Raw genomic sequence first — 21,035 nt, 5'->3', positions numbered from 1 at the left:
CCGGCAAACGCGACTATTCTGTCCAATACTTTCCCGGTTTCGAAACGCCAAATCGATAACGCACCTGCCCCGGACAGGCGCACTCGTCGAGCGCATGTCATGGCACCAACACCGCGGCACCGCTCAGACGGCCATGTCGCAGGTCGGCTAGCGCCTCGTTCGCCTTTTTGAGGGGATAGATTCTGGTATGGGTCCGGACCCGGGCTGCCGCCGCGATCGGAAAAAACTCTTCGGCATCTTGGCGAGTAAGATTGGCGACCGTCAATAATGCGCGCTCGCCCCACAAAACCGCGTAGGGCATGGATGGGATGTCAGTCATGTGGATGCCACCGCAAACAACCCGACCACCCTTTCGCACCGCCTCGAGAGCGGCAGGCACGAGTGCACCCACAGGTGCAAAGATGATCGCGGCGTCCAGTGCGATCGGCGGCGTTGCATCCGAACTTCCGGCCCATCGGGCTCCCAGACGGCGGGCAAAGTCCTGCGCAACATGATCCCCGGGGGCCGTGAACGCATAGACCTCCCGCCCCTGAAAGATGCAGATCTGCGCGATGATATGGGCGGCGGCCCCGAATCCGTAAAGCCCGATCCTCTTGCCATCACCCGCCTTGTTCAGGCACCGCCAGCCGATCAGCCCCGCACACAGTAAGGGCGCGAGCGCGGCGGGATCCGCACGCGGATCGAGGTCAAAAGCATAACCCGCATCCGCAACGGCATGGGTGGCGAATCCACCGTCTCGGCTATAGCCGGTGAACTGCGGTCGGTCGCAAAGATTTTCCGCTTTCGAGAGGCAGTAGTGGCATCTGCCGCAGGTGTGTCCGAGCCATAGCACGCCGACGCGGCGACCGAACCGCGCTGGGTCCACGCCCTCTCCAATCGCGTCCACGATCCCGACGATCTCATGACCGGGGATCACCGGCAGCGTTGGATCGGGTAACTCTCCATCGATCACGTGTAGATCGGTGCGGCACACCGCGCAAGCTTCGACCCTCACTCGGATTTCGCCCGCGGATGGAAGCGGGTCCGGTCTTTCCACCATCGCCAGCGGCGCCCCGATTGTCTCAAGAACCATGGCTTTCATAAATCAATTCTTCCCCCCGACTAGACCTGGCGAAAGTTCCTTTGAATAGACATTATAACAGAGGCATCGGCGACACGGATGCGTATGGGAAGCTCAAACGCGCGCATCGGCTCCATCGCCAGACCGATCGATCCTGCAAGATTGTTGGCTGCAGCAAGAATGCCGACGGCGCGACCACGGTCGTGCCGTCGCCTTGTTGCGTCAGAATTCAGGAAACTCTTATGTGGTCGACGACATCCTTCACGCCCGGTGCGGACCACGCGGCACGCTCGACTGCGCTGCGTTCCGGCCAAGCATTCACATGACCTTCCAGGGTCACCCTGCCGTCGGCGACAAGAACCGTGATACCGTTGGCCTCAACTTCGGCTGTGCGTTTCAGTGCATCTTCGATGCGTTTCTTCACGTCGAAAGTGGAAACACGCGGCTTGACATCGATGTTGTTGCTAACGCCAATTACCCCGGTTAGCCGTTTAACGGCATCAAATGCCGCGACTTTTTGGTATTGCCATTCTACCTTGCCAGACAACGTGCCYCATCCCTTCGTGACCTTAGCCTGAACTGCGTCTTTCGGAACGGTTGTATTCCAGTTGATCGTATTCAACGCCCGCTTGGCGATTTCGTCATCCGCCGTCGCGTTCGTCCCAAATGGGCGCACCTCGATTTCCTGGGCAATGCCGCGTACGCCCCTTACTCTGCTGACGACGTTTTCGACTTCAATTTTCTGAAAATAGCTGGGCACGTGGCCAGTCAGGGTTACGACCCCACTGTCAACTGCCACGCCGATGTCCGCAGCATCGATACTTGGTTCAAACTCCAGCTCATCGATGATGTTCTGCCTCAATGCGAGATCACTCATAATTTCATCCTCCCATATTAGAACGCAGGAGCCCCCTGCTTGAGCGATCAAGTATCAGGCTGTCCACCGTCCGCGTCTTTGATGTGGGTCAAAACAGATGTATTGACCACGACTGATCGGCTGCGTCACGTGAACTCCTTGTGCGCTCGGCTTCAGTAAATTGCGTGAAACGCACTGGTGCAGTTACTCCTCATTGTGACCCTGTTTGCACATAGCACGTATCAGGCCCTGTTCTCGATCGCATCTGTTGCCATTCTCGTGCCCTACATCTTTTCGGGCGCCTACGCGGCGAAGCTTGCAATCACCGGCGAAAACTATCCACCGGGAGAAAACCGCGTTCTGCCCATGCTCGTTGGTCTTTTGGCGACCCTGTATGGAGCCTGGCTGCTTTATGCTGCAGGTTTGAACTACCTCTATATGTGTGCTGCTCTCTATGCTCCCGGTATCCTTTTCTACGCCTGGGCCCATTTTGAGACGGAGCGTCGCCTTTTCCATCCAGTTGAAGTCGCGCTCGCGGTCGTTCTTGGCGCCTTGGGCCTCTATGCCGCGTACCAGATGTGGACCGGCACGATCAGCGCTCTTTGAAAGGAAAATGTCATGGACACACTTGGCGTTCACTCAGAGACCGGTCGGTTGCGCGAAGTCATGGTCCATCGACCGGATCTCAGTTTGCGTCGTCTGACACCGGACAACTGCAAGGCACTCCTTTTCGATGACGTCCTCTGGGTCAAGCGGGCGCGGCAGGAGCACGATGTCTTTGTTGATGCCCTGCGTGAACAGGGCGTATTGGTGCAATCCTTCGGTGAACTCCTGTCCGAGACCCTGGAACTGCCGGAGGCGCGAAAATGGCTTCTCGATCAACGCGCGGACGCCTCGGTTGTCGGCCTTGATATGGCGGATGAACTGAGGGGCTGGCTGAACGAGATGGCCAGCGATCAACTGTCCACTCTTCTGGTGGGCGGGATTGCCCGGGCCGAATTGCCTTTTCAACCAGCGGGTCTGACCGGCTGCACCCTTGCGCCGCAAGACTTCGTCTTGCCGCCATTGCCCAATCAGTTGTTCACGCGAGACAGCTCCTGTTGGGTTTATGGCACCGTCTCAGTCAACGCCATGTACTGGCCGGCCCGCAGACCAGAAGCCTCAAATGTGGATGCTGTTTACCGGTACCATCGACGCTTTCGCGATGCCGGGTTCCCGCTAATCTCCCCAGACATGCAGCGCGCCGGAGCGAGCCTTGAGGGGGGTGACGTCATGCCGATCGGCAACGGAGCCGTTCTGATCGGCATGGGAGAGCGAACGACGCCACAGGCTGTCGATGCTCTGGCGCGCCATCTATTCAGGACGGGAACGGCGACACATGTGATCGCTGCGTTGATGCCCAGAGACCGCAGTTTCATGCATCTCGACACGGTGTTCACCTTTTGCGACCGCGATCTGGTGACCATGTATCCGCCGGTCGTTGATCGCATCAGAAGCTTTTCACTGCGGCCGGGCTCTGCGCAAGGCAGTATCGACGTGACAGAGGAGAGCGAGAGTTTCATCTCGGTCGTGGCGGCCGCGCTGGGACTGAAGGCGTTGCGCGTCGTGGCAACCGGGGGTGACTGCTACGAGGCGGAGCGGGAGCAATGGGATGACGGCAACAATGTCGTCGCGGTCAGACCCGGGATCGTCCTCGCCTATGACCGCAATGTCTACACCAACACGCTCCTTCGACGCGCCGGTGTCGAGGTCATCACCATCGAGGGGGCGGAACTCAGCCGCGGCCGAGGGGGCGGTCACTGCATGACATGCCCGCTCATTCGCGATCCCAATTAACTCATACCGGAGGCACCTAAAATGTCGATCAATCTTCATGGACGCAGCGTGCTGGCGCTTGATGATCTCAGCCCGGATGAAATCCGGTACCTGCTCCGGGCTGGCGGCCGATTTGAAAGAAGCGAAAATGGCCGGAACGGAGCAGCCGCGCCTGTGGCGCAAAAATATCGCCTTGATCTTCGAGAAGGATTCCACCCGGACGCGATCGGGCTTTGAAGTCGCCGCCTACGATCAGGGTGCCAACGTCACCTATATCGGCCCTTCCGGGAGCCACATCGGCCACAAGGAAACGATGAAGGATACTGCTCGCGTCTTGGCCCGCATCTACGATGCGATCGAATATCGCGGCTTTGCCCAAAGCTCAGTGGAGGACCTTGCGAAATTCGCAGGCGTCCCCGTCTATAACGGCCTGACGAATGAAGCGCATCCGACCCAGGTCCTTGCCGACTTCATGACAATGCGCGAGTTTACCCACAAACACCTGTCCGACATGGTCATGGCCTTTGTCGGTGATGGCCGGGACAACGTCGCGCTCTCGCTGGCAACTGGCGCTGCGAAGGTGGGCATGGATTTTCGCGTGGTTTCGCCAAGAGAGCTCTGGCCTGCYCCCGACGTCATCGAAAATCTCGCGATGGAGGCTCGAAAAAAACGGCGGGGTCTTCTCCATTGGAGAGCATATCCGTCCCGGCGTCCTTCGCGCCGATTTCGTCTACACCGATGTCTGGCTTTCGATGGGCGAGGACGAGGCTGCCTGGGCCGACCGCATCCGCCTGCTATCGCCTTACTGCGTGACGACAGAGGTCATGGTGGCAACGGAAAATCCCTATGCCAAATTCATGCACTGCCTGCCCGCGTTCCACGACAGGAATACGGATGTGGGCGCTCGCATTTTCCAACAGTTCGGCTTGGATTGCATGGAAGTGACGGACGAGGTGTTTGAGTCCAAATCCTCCATCGTCTTCGATCAGGCAGAAAACCGGATGCATACGAYCAAGGCGCTGCTCGTCGCTACGATGGGAGGCTAGGATGCTGATCGTCGCGGCACTGGGAGGAAATGCGCTTCTCAAGCGCGGGGAGAGTATGACAGCAGACAACCAGCGCGCCAATATCCGGCGAGCTGCATCTGCCTTGGCGACATTGATCGCTGCCGGCCATGATCTTGTAGTTACGCACGGGAACGGTCCTCAGGTGGGGCTTCTCGCACTCCAGTCTATGATCCCTCCGGGTTCGCCGTTTCCCCTCGACGTTCTGGATGCCGAAAGCGCTGGAATGATCGGCTATGTGCTTGAACAAGAACTGGCGAACGTCGTCGACAAACACCGGTTTGCGACACTACTAACCCAAATCAAGGTCGATCCATCTGATCCGGCTTTTGACCATCCAACCAAGTTTATTGGACCAGGCTATGATCTGGCAACGGCTCGGTCTTTGGCCGACCAGCGGGGATGGAAGATCGCTGCTGACGGGGACAAGTGGCGCCGGGTGGTTGCCTCGCCCCGACCACTGGCAATCCTGGAAGTTCCAGTCATTGCCAGTCTCGTTGAACAAGGCGTTATCGTTATCTGCGCAGGGGGTGGAGGTATCCCAGTCGTGGAACGAGAGGACGGGATCCTGGTCGGCGTAGAAGCCGTGATCGACAAGGACCTGGCGAGTGCGATGCTTGCAAGAGACCTGAAAGCAGACATGCTGCTTTTGCTGACTGACGTCGATGCGGTCTATCGCGATTTCGGCACGCCGGCGGCTTGCGCGCTCGCACATGTCAACCCGGCTTCACTCAAGGCAAGCGCATTTCCGACCGGATCGATGGGGCCGAAAGTCGCCGCAGCAATCGAGTTTTCGACCCTCACAGGCAAGATAGCGGCAATAGGCAACCTCGAAGAAGCCATCGATATTGTTTCCGGTAAACGGGGGACATGGCTCGACGTTACAGTGCCACGGGATCCCGTCGTAGCTGCAAGTCAGGATTCCATCACCACCCGCTAGAGCAGGAGCAACAGGCTTGGAAAGCGTGGAAAGCCGTGATGCAATAGCTTCTGCTCTTTGCGCTCCTCATCATGATCGCGCCGTCCTAAGCGCCCTGCTCGTCAAGCATTCTCACGATAGGAAAGTTAGAACCGTACAGGCGGTGGAAAATGGGCCGACGCACAGATCGATTTTCGTCTATTTCGCCGACTTTTGATGCGGATCATTGCCCGTGTTGCGTACGGATCTAGGCTGGCACACTGAACCCAAGCAAGGAGACCCACATGATCGCCCAGCCAATCATCCACTTCCACGGCGCCGCAGGGACCGTCACGGGGTCCTGCTTCCTCCTGGAGTACGATGGAAACCGAATTCTCATCGACTGCGGCATGTTCCAGGGATCGAAGACGGAAAAGGAGCTGAACTATCGTCCCTTCCCCTTTGCGGYGTCGCAGATCGACGCCGTGATCCTGACCCACGCTCACATCGATCACTCCGGACTATTGCCGAAGCTTGTCAAAGACGGGTTTGACGGGCCTATCTATGCAACCGCGGCGACCCTCGATCTGTGTACCATCATGCTTGCCGATTCCGCACATATCCAGGAAATGGAAGTCGAGCACCTGAACCGGCGCAACCAAAGACGCGCAAGGGAGCCGGTAGCCCCGATTTACAACGCCACAGACGCTGCGGTGTGTATGACGCAGTTTCAGGCGATTGCATTCCAGGCTTGGCATGACGTCGTGACGGGTGTTCGGTTCCGATTTTGGAATGCCGGCCACCTTCTTGGGTCCGCGTCTGTCGAACTCGAGGTTGGGGACGGTGGTAAGCGCCAGCGCATCCTGTTTTCCGGCGATCTCGGCCCCTCCCATAAACTCCTGCAGTTCGATCCGGAAGCACCCACAGAATGGGACTACATTGTCTGCGAAAGCACCTATGGCGACACAACGCGATCCGAGGTGTCGGAAGAGATGCGACGAAGCAGGCTGTGTGAAGAAGTCAAGGAAGCTGCGCGCCATCGCGACGGGGCGCTCATCATCCCTTCCTTTGCGGTGGAAAGGACGCAGGAACTTCTGGCTGATCTGATCTTTCTGATGGAAAGACACGAGATCGCATCATGCCCGATCATTATTGACTCGCCCCTGGCTGCCCGCGCCAGTCAGATTTTTCAAAAACACGCGCGCGTTCTCCAGAACGGCGATGCTTTGGTGCGGGCCATGAGGTCGAGGAATGTCAGGTTCACCGAAAGTGCGGAGCAGTCGAAAGCCATCGATTCCATTCACGGATTTCACATCGTGATTGCAGCAAGTGGAATGTGCGAGGCTGGCCGTATTCGACATCGGCTCAGAAACTGGCTCTGGCGCGAAGAGGGCACCGTGCTGCTTGTCGGTTATCAGGCGGCCGGAACACTGGGACGTATCCTGTCGGATGGGGCCTCGATCGTAAAAATTCAGGGCGACGATATCATGGTGCGCGCCAGAATTCGCAAACTGGACGTCTACAGCGGTCATGCGGACGGCACAGAACTTGAAACATGGGTCAAGGCGCGGCTGCCGATCAGAAAGGATATCTTCCTGGTTCATGGCGAAGCGGAGGCCCTCGCGGGGCTGCGCCAGCGACTGTCGGGTTTCCTTCGGCCGGACCAGATCGTTGAGCCTCGGCTGGACGCTGCCTATCGTCTTGGCGCTGAAGGCGGCGTGGACATCTCTCCGGCAGCGCCTCCTCCGCGCATCGATCCGGTTCAAGCGGGCCATCGCGACTGGCACAATGACGTTCAAGCTCTCATTCTTGATCTTCAGGAGCAATTAGCATCGGCCGCTGACGAGAAAGCACGAGGCGTGATCATCCGCAGGATTCGCCGGGCGTTGGAAGAACAGAACTGATCTTCGGCGCGCCCATAGAAGATTTCAGCGATTAAGTCGATCAAGGTGAGGGTGAAGCCGTTCGCCACCGTTCTGGGCGCTGGCGAAATGCCGGCATGTGGGAAGGGTATCGAGGCGCCTGAAACAATGAATCTTACGGTCGACAGTACCATCGTAGTCGCCGATTAAGGGACGCCGGAACCGGGCCCAAATGGATCAGCCATCTGCTGTTCGACGCGTTGGCCGGGTTCTCCGCTTCATCGTGTCGGCTGGAGCATTCGAAGACCTCCCACGCTGAGCGGCACGACGGTTGCCGCGATGCCGACTGTTGGGACCATCTGCAACGCGGTGCAGCGGCGTCGGCGGCCAGCCTTCAAACTCGGTGCGGTGCGCTCGTGCCGATGCTGTCCCGATGCAAGGCACAGCCATCAGCTTCGATGCGATCCGCACCGCCATTCTCTTGTCGGTGCGGATCGATTTGAGCTGCATCTACTTCAGTGCAAGGCAAAAAAGGCCACTGTAAGTGGCTCCTATTGGTCCCGCATAAAGCCTTGCATCTCCTCGGTTGTTACCTTGCCATCCTTGTTTGCATCGACGTTGTCGAAGACCCGTTTGTGAATCGTCGTCACTTCCTCGAAGGAAAGTGCTCCGTCTCCATCGACATCCGCGATGGCGAACATGATTTTCATCATGTGACCACGCATCGCGCCGCCGCGCATTCCGCCCATCATTCCGACTCTCCCCATCATCGCGTTTGGCATCATCTCCGAGGGCTCGGACTCTACAATCTGGTCCGCGGCCACGGCCGCCGGCGCGAAGGTCATAGTCATGGTGCCGGCTGAAAAAAGTGCGGCGACCGTTGATATGCATGCCAGTTTTGTCAACGTCATATGCGTTCTCCTTCTGAGATACGGATTAGAGGCGGCGGTCGCAGCGCTGTCGTTTCTTACGCTGTTTTAGCGCCAATATTTATAATATCCCTGAGGCGAAGTTGCTGCTTTGCGTTACATCAATCCGGCCACGCACATTTCTTATCGATAAAACGACTCACAATGCCCGGCCCTAATCCCGCACTTGCTCCGAGTTCCGACGCACTCTCTCTGGCTGGAAGCTGGTGGCCGCTTACGCACGCAACGGTGGTCTTGGGAGGGCAAACTCATGGGACGCACGCAGGTCCTTGGACTGCTGTGCGTCCCAGGCTCTTGACGCCTTGAAGGATATCTATCGCCGTGCACCCTTCGGGATTCGCTCCCGTCGGAGATCAGCAAGAACGTAGCTCCGCAAAAATTCAAAAAAGTGCTGCACACTTAAACTTATGATATTAGGGTGGCCACAGCCTCGTCGAAGTCATCTGGCGTGCGTGCCTGCCGTCTGAGTGCCTGGAGGGATCTGTTGGGGTGGCTTTTTCGAATGATCGCCAATCTATCCCATGCGGGCCGCTCGGTCCCGACAAGCGCTTCTGTAGATAAGCTGTTCCGGGAATCGGAGATTGAAGCGGAATATGCGATTGGATGGGTTCGAATCGCCGTGGGGCTCGCCCTCCTCGCGAGTGGTGTACTCGTTTCGTCAGGGACCGCCGAGCTTTCCGATGAATACAGCCTGAGCCAAGTTCGTTTCACGGCCCTGTTCACGGTCGGGGCATTTCTAGCCCTCGGTATCGTATCGTTGCTCTTGGTTATCCGCCACTGGTTCAGGCCATGGATGGCATTTGTGCTCGTTACCGGTGACGCGGCCATTCTCGGAACCAGCCTATTTTTCGGCTTGGAAGGCATTGGTCTAGGCGGCAACTGGGTGGCCGCAGTACCGACCGTCTGGCTCGTACCTCTCGGTCTCGCCGTCGGTGCCCTTCGATATCGGCCACTCGTTCAAGTGTGGGCCACCTTTGTAACAATGATCGCTCTGGTTGGCGTCGTTTCCGCGCTTGGCTTCCGCTCGTTCCAGGAGGGCTTTGGGATCGCTGCATTTCCTCCTGACCTGGAGGCGAGCGTTGGTCGCCTGTTCTCGCTGCCGCCTTATCTCATGCGGGCCGTCATGCTGACGCTAGTCGGTCTCACAACAGCACTCGCAATGCTGCGTTCTCGGCGCCTTCTCATGCGCGCTGTCAGCGAGACAACCGGCCGGGCAAACCTCGCTCGATTCCTGCCAGCCGAGATCGCACCATTGGTGGGGGAGAGTGATATCTCCACGTGGCGGCAAGGGCGCCGCCAACAGGCTACCATCCTGTTCGTCGATATACGAGGGTTCACAGCTTATGCGGAGGGCATGGATCCGGCGCGGCTGTCCATCTTCATCTCCTCCTTTCGGCGACGGGTGACGCATGCGGCGGAGGCCTTCGGCGGCGTGGTCGACAAGTTCATTGGCGATGGCGCACTGCTTGTATTCGGCATTCCAAATCCCCAGAGTGATGACTGTACCCGCGCTGTAGCTTGTGCCCAGGAGCTTCTCGTACTCTTGGATCAATGGAACGCGAAGCGCGGATTTGATCCTCCTATACGGATTGGGATCGGCATCCACACGGGCGAGGTCTATTGCGGGCTTATTGGAGACGACAAACGAATTGAGTTCACAGTGCTTGGCGACGTCGTCAATGTGGCTGCTAAGATCGAACAGGCCACCAAGCGGTTTAATACAGCGCTGCTGGCTTCTGAGATCGTAGTGATGCGCTCGGGACAATTTTCCGCATGGCAGGAGGTCGGTCGTGAGCCGTTAGGTGGGCGCGGCGAGCACCTTGCGATCTTCGCACAATCGGGGACAAGCCCGACCGGCTGAATGGCGGGTCCAGACCCCACATTCTGATGGCGGACGCGTTAAGTCCGCGATACCCGAATCCGGGCTTGTCAATTGCGGTGATCTTCGAGCACCAGCCCGTCGGGGTGCCGGTGCTTGCAGCACATCGGCCGTTGTCCCACTGCTTCAATGCGCCAGAAAAAGCGGCACGCTCGCCTTTTGGAGCATCGACTGCGTGACACCGCCGAAGAACCGCTTGCCTCAAGCGCGAGTGGTTGTAGGCGCCCATGACGATCATGTCGGCGGAAACGTCGATCGCGTGCTGCCGCAGCGTTTCAGCGACCGAGCGACCCCTTGTTGCGATGCGGTTGACATCGGCCTTGATGCCGTGACGTGAAAGGAATGTCACCGCTTTGGCGCCCGACTCCTCACCATCGGTCGAGCGGGTCGGGATGGGATCGACCAGCGTCACATGGACTGCACTGGCCGACAGCAGAAAATCCATCGATTGGCGGGCGGCCCGGGCCGCCTCATCGCTCGAATCCCAGGCGAGCAGAACTGTTTTTGGAGCTGGATCGATCGCGAGCACTGATGGGTTGAGCATGATCGGCGTCGGCGAGTGGAACAGGGCTCCGTCGATCACCCGCTTGCGAAACTCTTCGGCTCGCGCGGCCTGCGGTCCGATCAGCACAAGGTCCGCATAAAGCGCGCGCGCGGCTATATTGTCGGCGGCCCAGGCGAATTCAGTGTAGATATTCTGGACATCCCAAGAAATACCGCTCCGGCTGAGCACCTTGGTCGCTTCGGCCGCACTGGCAATATGGTCGAGCTCGCGCTGCCGCTCTTCGACCCAGACGGAGGATTCCATGTCATAGGTGCCAATATATGGCGCGGAGCCCAATGAGACAACCAGCGCCGTAAGGTGCGCCTCATGCGTCTCGCAAAATGTGATGGCGCTCTCCAGATCCTTGTCGAATTTGGCGACGTCGAGTGCGGCGAGAACGGTTTTAATTGCCATGACCAAAGCCTTTCCGGATACAAGATAATCGCAAGCATAGACTCTCCGACGCACTGGCACTTCGACCCAGTACAGGCACCCAGGCGGATCGTTCTGTCGGATGCCTTTGCGAAGTTCAGTATCGATATGGTCGAAGACAAAAGAAACTGAGCCGAATGGAGCCGAGGGAACTCAAGCGTTTTCGCGCGTCGAGACGGATACCAGAGGCTGCCCGTGGAGGCGGCGTAGGATATCGTGGCAGAGTGCTTCGGTAGGCTGGCTGGCATCCATCCGGAGCCATTCAATGTCGCCTATCTCATGAGAGAGTTGGCGCGCCAGGATATCAACGGTCGCATCGGAAGTGCCTCCAACCCTCGTTGCAACCCGCCGGTGAAGCAATGCCGGATCTCCATGAAGCCAGAAGGCCGAAAACGCATGTCGGCCCTCCGCCGCCGCTTTTTCGATCATCTGTCGATTGTGCGCCTTGTCGAAAACTGCATCCGCCACCACCGTGCCGCCTTCCGCGAGTATGAGGCGGACCCGCCAGACCATCTCCTCATAGACTTTTGCAGAGATTTCAGGGAGATACGCAGCCTGCGGCAGCCTCGTCTCTGGCGGCACGCCATGCATCGCCTTGCGGATACGATCGCTCTCGATGAGACGCGCGCCGGGGGCAGGCCCGATACGCGGCGCGAGCGTTTCCGCCAGTGTTGACTTGCCCGAACCACTCAGACCACCAATGGCAACAAGCTGCCCCGCCACCGGCTGCAACAGAGACTGGGCGAGCTGGAAATAAGATCGCGCTTCGCCCGCCAACGTTGTTGCCTCGTCATCGGCATCTTCCGCCTGAGTGGCGATCACGTGCGCCCGGACAGCAGCACGCACGGCGATGAAGAACGGCAGCGCGCCAAATCCGTCATCCTCGTCTGTCTCGTCGAGATATCGATTCATGACGAGGTTAGCGAGTTCGGGGTGTCCGCGATGCCAGAGATCCATCAGCAAGAAGGCAAGGTCGTATAGTATATCGGTCGTGGCGATCTGATCGTTGAACTCGATGCAATCGAACAGGCATGGTTCGCCCTCTAGCAAGAATATGTTGCGCAGGTGCAAGTCGCCATGGCAACGCCGCACTTTGCCTGATCGTTCCCGTCGGTCCAAGAGATTGGCAAACTGCGTCAGGCGCCGGTTGAAGGCCGCCGTCAAGTCGTGGACCTCCTTTTCTGAAAATACATGACTTGTCGCAAAGCCATCCTCATTCACCTTCAGTATAGCCGCCATATTGGCCGTGCCGCTGCTGCCGTGTATGATCGGTGCGAGACGATGAAACTTGACGATCGCTCTTGCCAGAGAGGTCACTATCGTCGGCGTCAATCGTCCTGAAGTGGCAATATGGTCGAGCAGTGAAGACTGGTCGAAACGCTTCATCTCTACGAGAGCATCAAGCAACTGTCCTTCGCCGCCAAGCGCAAGACCGCCGTCATTTTCTCGTGTGACAGTCTTGACCCCGAGATAGATACCGGGCGCTGTCGGGGTGTTCAGCTCTACCTCCCTGCGACAGGCCGCTAACCGTTTCTCCGCTGAGGAAAAATCGGCATACGGCAGCTTCACGGCACGTTTCATTTTGTAGGCTCGTTGCCCCGCGAGAAAAATGCGCGAGATGTGGGTCTCCATGATCTCGACGGGCGCCGCATTCAAGGTCAATGCGTCCTTGAGAAAGGAGATGGTTGCAGACTGGTCCTCAGTGATCATTTGCAAACCTTTCGTATGCCGTGGTCAGATCATCAAGTTCACCATGACCCGGCACACAATGCATTGACGTGGGTCAAAGATCAGATTGCCGCCGTCGGACCTGCTTTCGAAAACATCCGACGGGCGTCACGCGATCGCGCTAGAGAGCTCCTTCTTCTCAGTTTGCGGACCGAAGCGCTTTCGGCCGCCTTACGACCTTGGAAGGGGAAGAATACCCCTGATTCACGAGGATCGCAGCATGCAAACTGAAGCGTTTTTCCAGTTGTTGCGCTAGATCAAAGTGCAGCCAGTTTGGATCGCTATTATCCTTGACTATAGGGTACAGCGGCTAATCCAACTGAACGGCGCCGACGCCCGTTGTGCGGGCTCGAAGGAGACACGAGATGCTCGAAGATACCGATGACGACCTGACCACACGCACTGGGTTCCGCTTCCATGTACGCCAAGCGACGCCGCAAGATGAAGCTACCGTTGCCGAGTTTTTCAAACACGTGACGCCGGAAGACATCAGATTTCGGTTCCTCTCCGGCATGAAAACCGTATCTCACGAGCGGCTCCTCGAAATGACGCGCGCCGACGATCCTCGCGTCGTTAACTTCCTTGCCTTCGCTCCGAATGAAATGCTGCTAGCTGTGGCGATGCTGGCTGTTGGCGAGGATCCTCAGCGTGGAGAAGTCGCGCTCACAATCCGCAATGACTACAAGCATCAGGGGATAAGCTGGGAAATGCTCACGCATATCTGCCGCTATGCAGAGCGGCACAATTTCAAAAGCATCGAGTCATTGGAAAGCCGTGAAAACCACGCGGCGATCGAGCTGGAGCGCGATATGGAGTTTCAGGTCTGCGACGACGAAGAGGACCCGACCGTAGTCGTACTACGCCGCGATCTCAAACCACAGCCATCACCCGACGCCGCCCCGCACGACGGCGACGAAGTCTCGCATATGTTGCGACCCTGATCTATTTTGAGTTCCGCTCCGTTCGGAGCGACGCAGGGACGGAAGCCATCGCTCACAATACGAAGCTGGAAAAGAACGGATTGGCCAATGGACACAATGCCGGGACACGGTCGTTATGATTCCTTCGTTCGCAGAGCGATCACCATTTCACCAATGCGGACGGCAGTCGTCCATCCTTGCTCAGAGGAATCCCTCCGCTCTGCGATTGATTTAAAAACTCAAGGACTTCTCGACCCGTTGTTGGTCGGGCCTGTTCACAAGATCAGGGCGATTGCCGAGGCCGCTGCACTTTCCCTCGCGGACCTCGACATTGAGCCGGTCGAGCACAGCCATGCTGCAGCGGCCCGCGCCGTCCAACTCGCCTCGACCGGCAAGGTCGCTGCGTTGATGAAAGGCAGCCTGCACAGCGACGAGCTGCTTTCTGCCGTATTGTCACCCGCGTCGAGGCTTCGGACAGACCGCCGCATCAGCCACGTCTACGTTATGGATGTGCCCGCCTACAGCAAGCTGCTGGTCATCACCGATGCTGCAATCAATATTCAGCCGAACCTCGATCAGAAACGGGACATTTGCCAGAACGCCATCGATCTCATGCGGCTTCTCGGCGTTGAAAGGCCGCTCGTCGCAGTGCTCGCAGCCGTTGAAACCGTCAACAGCAAGATGCCTGCAACGCTCGACGCCGCCGCCTTGACGGTGATGGCTGCACGCGGCCAGATCGAAGGCGCGATCGTCGACGGTCCGCTTGCCTTCGACAACGCGATCAGCATCAAGGCCGCGCAGGCCAAATGCATCAATTCCGAGGTGGCAGGTCAGGCGGACATCCTCTTGGTTCCGGATCTCGAAGCCGGAAACATGCTGGCCAAGCAACTCATCTATTTCGCAGGCGCGGATGCGGCAGGACTTGTCCTTGGCGCGCGCGTTCCCATTATCCTGACAAGCCGCGCGGATTCGGCCAAGGTTCGCATGGCCTCGGCAGCCCTCGCGGTGCTGACCGCCGCAAAACGGAATGAACCAAAGGCGATCCCATGACGGGCAACCTCCTCCTGACGTTCAATGCCGGCTCATCCACGGTCAAGATTGGCATCTTCGAGTTGGGTGACACAGGGCTGGAGCGGAGCGGCAAGGCGGTTGTTGATTTTGGCACCCGTTCGCTACAACTGACTGTGAAGGAAGGTTCGACGCACCTCGACCTTGCTCGAATGGGTGACCGAAGCGACGATCTGTCGGAACTGATGGCAGAGGTCTTCAAGGCGCTGGCCAGGCATTTTGATCTTGATCTAGTAACGGCTGCAGGCCACAGGGTCGTTCATKGGGGCGATCTCTTCCCCGGTCCAGCCGAACTGAATGCCAAGACCGTCGACCAGATCACGTCGCTAACCGACCTTGCACCACTCCATCAGCCACAGGCGCTGAGACTTATCAGGGCGATCAAACACCTGCGGCCGGATCTTTTCCAAACCGCTTCGTTCGACACCACGTTTCACGCCACGCAGCCGGATCTCGTGCGTCGATTCGCAATTCCGCGCGTCTATCACGAGCGAGGAATCAAGCGATACGGGTTCCACGGTCTTTCCTACCAGTCCGTTTCAAGTACCCTGGCCTCGAAGTCGCCGGAAGTCGCCTATGGCAAGGTCATTGTGGCTCATCTTGGCAGCGGCGCCAGTCTGTGCGCGATCGACAACGGGACCAGCCGTGATTCCAGCATGGGCTTTTCCACACTTGACGGTATCCCGATGGCTACGCGTCCCGGCTGGCTCGATCCCGGTGTGCTCCTGCATTTCTTAGGCCCGCTCGGAAAGACCATCGAGGAGGTGGAGGAAATGCTCTACCTCCAGTGCGGCCTGTTCGGCGTCTCTGGATTGAGCGGCGACATACGTGAACTGTTCGAAGACAATGGATCGGGTGCAAAGGAAGCTATTGACCTCTTCACACTTCGGATCGCAGGCGAAATCGGTCGGCTTGCATCGACGCTCAAAGGACTTGACGCCCTGGTGTTCACGGCAGGCATCGGCGAGAACCAACCGCGGGTTCGCGAACTTGTCACCGAAAGGCTTCTTTGGCTTGGCGTCGAGCTCGATAGGCGCGCCAATGACATGAACGCATTCAGGATCAGTACGTCCGCAAGCCGCGTCGCGGTTTACGTTATTCCGACGGACGAGGAAATGGTGATCGCGGAAGAATGCCTCGCCGTCTTCAATTCGCGGAATTTACCACCGCAATCATAAGCTAATCGTGGATGCGGTCCGCCTCTGGCGCGACGTTCCCGATGTACCAAAGGAACAAACAGATGCAGTCAGATATCTCCCTGGCCCCAAATCCTGCGATAACTTCGGAAGAACTGACGCTGATCGACCGCTACTGGCGCGCCGCCAACTATCTCTCCGTTGGACAGATCTACCTTCTCGACAACGCGCTGCTGCGTGAACCGCTGCAGGCGGAGCATATCAAGCCCCGTCTGCTTGGCCACTGGGGCACGACGCCCGGCCTCAACTTCATCTATACCCATCTCAATCGCATCATTCGAAATCGCGATCTCAGCATGATCTATATCTGCGGGCCGGGTCATGGCGGGCCGGGTATGGTTGCAAGCACCTATCTTGAAGGCAGCTACAGCGAAATCTATCCGGATATATCGCAGGACGCCACCGGCCTCCAAAAGCTGTTCCGACAGTTTTCCTTCCCAGGAGGAATTCCCAGCCATGCCGCGCCGGAAACGCCAGGCTCCATCCATGAGGGCGGCGAGCTCGGTTACGCGCTCGTGCATGCCTATGGCGCGGCGTTCGACAACCCGGATCTCATCGTCGCCTGTGTTGTTGGTGACGGCGAGGCTGAGACCGGGCCGCTTGCCGCGAGTTGGCACTCGAACAAATTCCTCAATCCGGCCCGCGACGGCGCCGTCGTACCTATCCTGCATCTGAACGGCTATAAGATAGCCAATCCGACGCTGCTGGCCCGCACAAGCGACGAAGATCTCGACAATCTGTTTCGTGGCCTTGGATACGAGCCCTTTTTTGTTGAAGGACATGAACCGGCAGATATGCATCGGCAGATGGCTGCCACCCTCGACACGGTTTTCGATCGCATTCGCATCATTCAGCAAGATGCGCGCGAAGGTTCACCACAAGACGGCTGCCCGCGCTGGCCGATGATCGTGCTGCGCAGCCCAAAGGGGTGGACCGGCCCGAAGGAAGTCGACGGTAAAAAGGTCGAGGGCTTCTGGCGGGCGCATCAGGTGCCGGTCGCCAATTGCCGGGGAAACGCCGACCGCCGCAAGGTTCTCGAAGACTGGATGCGCAGCTACGATCCGCAAGACCTTTTCGATGTTGGGGGACGGCTCAAGCCCGAGCTGCAGGCACTGGCGCCGATGGGCGAGCGGCGTATGGGTACCAATCCCCATGCCAATGGCGGACTGCTGCGCAAGGAACTCGTTGTGCCTTCGATCCGGGACTATGCCGTGCCCGTGACCACCCGCGGCGGCTCCATGGTGCAGACGACTGAAATTCTCGGACACTATCTGCGTGACGTCCTCAAACTCAATGACGACAACGCCAACTTCCGGATTTTCGGCCCCGACGAAACGGAATCGAACCGCCTTGGAAGCGTCTTCGAAGTTACCAATCGTGTTTGGATGGAGGCGATCGAACCATACGACGTCCAACTCTCGCGTGATGGCCGGGTGATGGAAGTCCTGAGTGAGCATCTGTGCCAGGGTTGGCTGGAAGGCTATCTGCTCACCGGCCGCCACGGGTTGTTTTCCTGCTACGAAGCTTTCATCCACATCATCGATTCGATGTTCAACCAGCATGCCAAGTGGTTGAAGGTTTCCCGGGAGCTTCCATGGCGCAAACCGGTATCGTCGCTCAACTACCTGCTGACATCGCATGTCTGGCGGCAGGATCATAACGGCTTCAGCCATCAGGATCCCGGCTTCTTGGACCTTGTTGCCAACAAGAGAGCCGACACGGTGCGGATCTATCTGCCCCCGGATGCCAATACTCTGCTTTGGGTCGGCGATCACTGCCTGAGAACCTGGGACCGAATCAATGTCATCGTCGCAGGCAAGCAGCCGGAGCCTCAGTGGCTGACAATCGACGAGGCGGCAAAGCACTGCGAAGCAGGTATCGGCATATGGGACTGGGCCAGCAACGAGGAAGGCTCGGTTGAGCCAGACGTCGTGATGGCCTGCGCGGGAGACGTACCGACCCTGGAGACGCTGGCGGCTGTGAAGCTGCTGCGCGAGGCAATACCTGAACTCAGCATCCGGGTCGTCAACGTGGTCGACCTGCTTTCCCTTCAGTCGCAAGAGCATCATCCGCACGGCCTCTCTGATGAGGCGTTCGACCGGCTGTTCACAAAAGAACGGCCGATCATCTTTGCCTATCACGGCTATCCCGCCCTCATCCACCGGCTGACCTACAAACGCACCAATCACGAGAACATCCATGTTCGCGGCTTCATCGAGGAAGGCACCACGACGACGCCCTTCGATATGACTGTTTTGAACGAGCTTGACCGCTTTCACCTGGCGATAGAGGCGATTAAGCGCGTGCCGGGGCTGAAGGAGAATGCCGATCCGGCCATCGCCGCACTCGAGAGCAAACTCGTGGAACATACCCGTTACGTGCGCGAATATGGCGAGGACATGCCTGAAATCCGCGATTGGAAATGGGATCAGTGATGCGCATGTCCGGATCGAAACCTTGCCGAGACATCATCGAAGCCGGCCCCGACTGAGACAGCGCCGGTTCTAGCCTGCGAGCAAGGCAATTCGCAGCCGTACGGCTCATCCAAGGCGACGGGTCAGTGCCAGCCATATACAATTCCAAAGAGTGCCCATGTGGCGGTGGCCTTGGGATTGGCGCGGAATCTGCTCGAAGAGGAAGCCTGGCTGCCCTGAACGCGTCGAGGGGTTGGAACCGCCGTTGCGCCCTGTTCAAGTGATCGGATGCTGACGTTGACCGATATCAATGTCCAGGACATCACGAATACTACACTTTTGGATGAACGTCGGCTCTTTGTCGCGACGATCACCACACAATCTCTGATCTGGAGTGTCGCATGACCGCCACCGCTCAATTGCCTCGTGACCTGCAGGCCATCGGACAAGGGCCTGGAGGACTGACCAGTGTTGAGGCTGCCGATCGCCTGGTGCAGTTGGGTCCGAACACCATCCCCGAGCCCAGGGCTGCATCCCTGTTGCTGATCTTCATCAGGCAATTCCGCAGTCCACTGATTTACATCCTCCTTGTCGCAGCTGCTGTATCGCTCGCCGTCAGTGAACCCGAAGATGCCGTTTTTATCGCCATCGTCCTTCTGCTGAATGGGTTGATTGGTGGCATTCAGGAACATTCGGCCAGCCGCGCAGCCGCTGCGCTACGCAATCTTGAGCAGCCCTATGCGAACGTCATTCGTGACGGAGAGGCACGGGAGATCGAAGCTCGTTTGCTGGTTCCCGGTGATCTCGTCCTCATTGAGGCCGGCGGCAAAATTCCCGCTGATATCACTCTGACCGAGGCGAACGGCCTGCTGTGCGATGAATCGCTGCTGACAGGGGAATCAGCGCCGGTCCACAAGCACAATGGCCTTGCCGATGAGCCTGGGGAATATCGAAACTCGGACCTTGCATTTGCGGGATCGTTGGTCACCCGTGGCCGCGGCAAGGGTCTGGTGACGGCCACGGGCCCCGCAACCCAGATCGGTAAAATCGCATCTGAAATCGGCAAAGCGTCCATTTCGAAGCCGCCGCTGATGATCCGGCTGGCGCATTTCTCTAACAGAATCGCCTGGCTGGTCGGCATTGCCAGTGCCGTGCTTGTCACGGTCGGATTGGTAAGAGGGGTGCCTTGGAACGAGCTGTTGATGATGTCGATCGGACTTGCGGTCAGCGCGGTTCCCGAAGGTTTGCCGATCGCCATATCAATCGCGCTGGCCATCAGCATGCGCCGCATGGCCAAGCAAAATGTGATCGTCCGGCACATGACGGCGGTCGAATCCCTTGGCTCGTGCACGATGATCGCTACCGACAAAACAGGCACTCTGACCCTCAACGAGCTGACAATCACCGATATCCGGCTTCCCGACGGCACTTGCCTCGAACTTGACGCTGGCACGGATCTCGATAGTTGCGAGATCCGCGGCCCAAACATGAGCGTGGCAGACGCCCGTCAAAAGGCCGCACGCCTGCTCAAGGCTGCCTCATTGCCGAACGAGGGCGCGCTCACCAAACAGGAAGCCGGCTGGCAGGGCATCGGAGATACAGTCGACGTAGCACTACTGGCAGCTGCCCGCAAAGCGGGTCTTGAGCATAGGGTCATGCAGGATGCTTATCCGCTTCTGGCACGCATCCCCTATGAGCCTGACCTAAAGTATGCAGCCTCCTTCCATCAGCGGGGAGACAGTGTCCACATGTTCGCCAAGGGATCGGCCGAAACCTTGATCGATATGGCCGATCGCATGGATGCGGGTAATCGTAACGTGCCGATCGACCGTGAGGGGCTCCTCGCACAAAAGGAGGAGATGGCAGGACGCGGCCTGCGCGTGCTCGCCTTTGCCGAGGGCGAGATCAAKGCGGCAAATGACCACACATTTGGCCACCATCATCTCGTTGACCTTGTCTTCCTGGGGCTTGCGGGTATGCAGGATCCTATTCGTCCGGAAGTACCCAAAGCTATCCGGGATTGTTATGCCGCCGGCGTCGAAGTCGCAATGATCACCGGAGATGACCCGAGGACAGCCTCCGCCATCGCCTGCCAGGCAGGTCTGAAATTCCGGCCTGACCAGGTGGTCGTGGGTGATGATGTCCGGAAGGCGGAAGACCGGGGGCCCGGTTGGCTGAACGCTTTGACGAAAGATGCCCGACTCTATGCGCGCGTTGTGCCGGCTCAAAAGCTCGCGATCGTCCTGTCGCTTGCCCGCAACGGGCACTTCGTTGCGGTCACCGGCGACGGCGTCAATGATGCGCCAGCCTTAAAACATGCCCATGTGGGCGTCGCGATGGGACGAAAGGGAACTGAAGTCGCCAAGGAAA

14 protein-coding genes and 2 pseudogenes are annotated in these 21,035 nt (G+C 58.3%); 11 read left to right on the top strand and 5 right to left on the bottom strand.

The features are described 5' to 3' along the window. Positions 1–97 precede the first annotated feature (97 nt). Positions 98–1,081 (bottom strand): zinc-dependent alcohol dehydrogenase family protein, encoded by a 984-nt coding sequence (locus AC1D17_RS22000; protein ID WP_477567438.1) that lies wholly within the window; start codon positions 1,079–1,081, stop codon positions 98–100. 208 nt (positions 1,082–1,289) lie between these two features. Continuing rightward, positions 1,290–1,937 (bottom strand): BON domain-containing protein, encoded by a 648-nt coding sequence (locus AC1D17_RS21995; RefSeq protein WP_477567437.1) that lies wholly within the window; start codon positions 1,935–1,937, stop codon positions 1,290–1,292. 177 nt (positions 1,938–2,114) lie between these two features. On the opposite strand from AC1D17_RS21995, the gene AC1D17_RS21990 reads away from it, so the two are divergent. From AC1D17_RS21990 to AC1D17_RS21970, 5 genes and pseudogenes are all read left to right on the top strand, one after another. Continuing rightward, the gene (locus tag AC1D17_RS21990) at positions 2,115–2,522 is read left to right on the top strand and encodes a hypothetical protein (RefSeq protein WP_477567436.1); all 408 of its coding nucleotides are present in this window, start codon (positions 2,115–2,117) and stop codon (positions 2,520–2,522) included. Between the two features lie 12 nt (positions 2,523–2,534). After that, positions 2,535–3,752 (top strand): arginine deiminase, encoded by a 1,218-nt coding sequence (locus AC1D17_RS21985; RefSeq protein WP_477567435.1) that lies wholly within the window; start codon positions 2,535–2,537, stop codon positions 3,750–3,752. Between the two features lie 21 nt (positions 3,753–3,773). After that, positions 3,774–4,777 (top strand): annotated as a pseudogene (gene argF / locus AC1D17_RS21980) (ornithine carbamoyltransferase). 1 nt (position 4,778) lies between these two features. Next, positions 4,779–5,735: a carbamate kinase gene (arcC, locus tag AC1D17_RS21975; RefSeq protein WP_477567434.1), complete on the top strand. Its 957-nt coding sequence runs from the start codon at positions 4,779–4,781 to the stop codon at positions 5,733–5,735. A 263-nt stretch (positions 5,736–5,998) separates the two neighbouring features. Continuing rightward, positions 5,999–7,597 carry an MBL fold metallo-hydrolase gene (locus AC1D17_RS21970; protein WP_477567433.1) on the top strand — a complete coding sequence of 533 codons (1,599 nt, stop codon included), beginning with the start codon at positions 5,999–6,001 and terminating at the stop codon, positions 7,595–7,597. Positions 7,598–8,106: 509 nt separating this feature from the next. Here AC1D17_RS21970 and AC1D17_RS21965 read toward each other — a convergent pair. Continuing rightward, positions 8,107–8,466: an EF-hand domain-containing protein gene (locus tag AC1D17_RS21965; protein ID WP_477567432.1), complete on the bottom strand. Its 360-nt coding sequence runs from the start codon at positions 8,464–8,466 to the stop codon at positions 8,107–8,109. Positions 8,467–8,986: 520 nt separating this feature from the next. Here AC1D17_RS21965 and AC1D17_RS21960 point away from each other — a divergent pair. Further along, complete coding sequence (locus AC1D17_RS21960) at positions 8,987–10,345, top strand: adenylate/guanylate cyclase domain-containing protein (protein WP_477567431.1); 1,359 nt, start codon at positions 8,987–8,989, stop codon at positions 10,343–10,345. A 265-nt stretch (positions 10,346–10,610) separates the two neighbouring features. Here AC1D17_RS21960 and AC1D17_RS21955 read toward each other — a convergent pair. Both AC1D17_RS21955 and AC1D17_RS21950 read right to left on the bottom strand, forming a co-directional pair. After that, positions 10,611–10,808 (bottom strand): annotated as a pseudogene (locus AC1D17_RS21955) (universal stress protein); the annotation flags it as partial. Between the two features lie 684 nt (positions 10,809–11,492). Next, positions 11,493–13,049: a bifunctional aminoglycoside phosphotransferase/ATP-binding protein gene (locus AC1D17_RS21950; RefSeq protein WP_477567430.1), complete on the bottom strand. Its 1,557-nt coding sequence runs from the start codon at positions 13,047–13,049 to the stop codon at positions 11,493–11,495. 383 nt (positions 13,050–13,432) lie between these two features. Here AC1D17_RS21950 and AC1D17_RS21945 point away from each other — a divergent pair, with 383 nt between their 5' ends. From AC1D17_RS21945 to AC1D17_RS21925, 5 genes are all read left to right on the top strand, one after another. Next, complete coding sequence (locus tag AC1D17_RS21945) at positions 13,433–14,008, top strand: N-acetyltransferase family protein (RefSeq protein WP_477567429.1); 576 nt, start codon at positions 13,433–13,435, stop codon at positions 14,006–14,008. Between the two features lie 6 nt (positions 14,009–14,014). Continuing rightward, positions 14,015–15,037: a bifunctional enoyl-CoA hydratase/phosphate acetyltransferase gene (locus AC1D17_RS21940; protein WP_477567428.1), complete on the top strand. Its 1,023-nt coding sequence runs from the start codon at positions 14,015–14,017 to the stop codon at positions 15,035–15,037. Beyond that, complete coding sequence (locus tag AC1D17_RS21935; RefSeq protein ID WP_477567427.1) at positions 15,034–16,233, top strand: acetate/propionate family kinase; 1,200 nt, start codon at positions 15,034–15,036, stop codon at positions 16,231–16,233. Before AC1D17_RS21940 ends, AC1D17_RS21935 begins: the two co-directional genes overlap by 4 nt. A gap of 62 nt (positions 16,234–16,295) precedes the next feature. Continuing rightward, entirely contained in the window at positions 16,296–18,686 is a 2,391-nt protein-coding gene (locus AC1D17_RS21930) for a phosphoketolase family protein (protein WP_477567426.1), read from the top strand. Positions 18,687–19,066: 380 nt separating this feature from the next. Then, on the top strand, positions 19,067–21,035 hold a 1,969-nt coding region (locus AC1D17_RS21925), incomplete at its 3' end, for a cation-translocating P-type ATPase (RefSeq protein WP_477567425.1).

The organism is Pararhizobium sp. P1_E7 (assembly GCF_056405855.1).
This window is presented reverse-complemented; position numbering and strand designations above follow the sequence as displayed.

Bases quoted from the DNA above. Each gene is read 5' to 3' on its own strand.
- AC1D17_RS22000 (WP_477567438.1), bottom strand. From the start codon at position 1,081: ATGAAAGCCATGGTTCTTGAGACAATCGGGGCGCCGCTGGCGATGGTG.
- AC1D17_RS21985 (WP_477567435.1), top strand. From the start codon at position 2,535: ATGGACACACTTGGCGTTCACTCAGAGACCGGTCGGTTGCGCGAAGTC.
- arcC (WP_477567434.1), top strand. From the start codon at position 4,779: ATGCTGATCGTCGCGGCACTGGGAGGAAATGCGCTTCTCAAGCGCGGG.
- AC1D17_RS21965 (WP_477567432.1), bottom strand. From the start codon at position 8,466: ATGACGTTGACAAAACTGGCATGCATATCAACGGTCGCCGCACTTTTT.
- AC1D17_RS21960 (WP_477567431.1), top strand. From the start codon at position 8,987: ATGATCGCCAATCTATCCCATGCGGGCCGCTCGGTCCCGACAAGCGCT.
- AC1D17_RS21950 (WP_477567430.1), bottom strand. From the start codon at position 13,049: ATGATCACTGAGGACCAGTCTGCAACCATCTCCTTTCTCAAGGACGCA.
- AC1D17_RS21945 (WP_477567429.1), top strand. From the start codon at position 13,433: ATGCTCGAAGATACCGATGACGACCTGACCACACGCACTGGGTTCCGC.
- AC1D17_RS21930 (WP_477567426.1), top strand. From the start codon at position 16,296: ATGCAGTCAGATATCTCCCTGGCCCCAAATCCTGCGATAACTTCGGAA.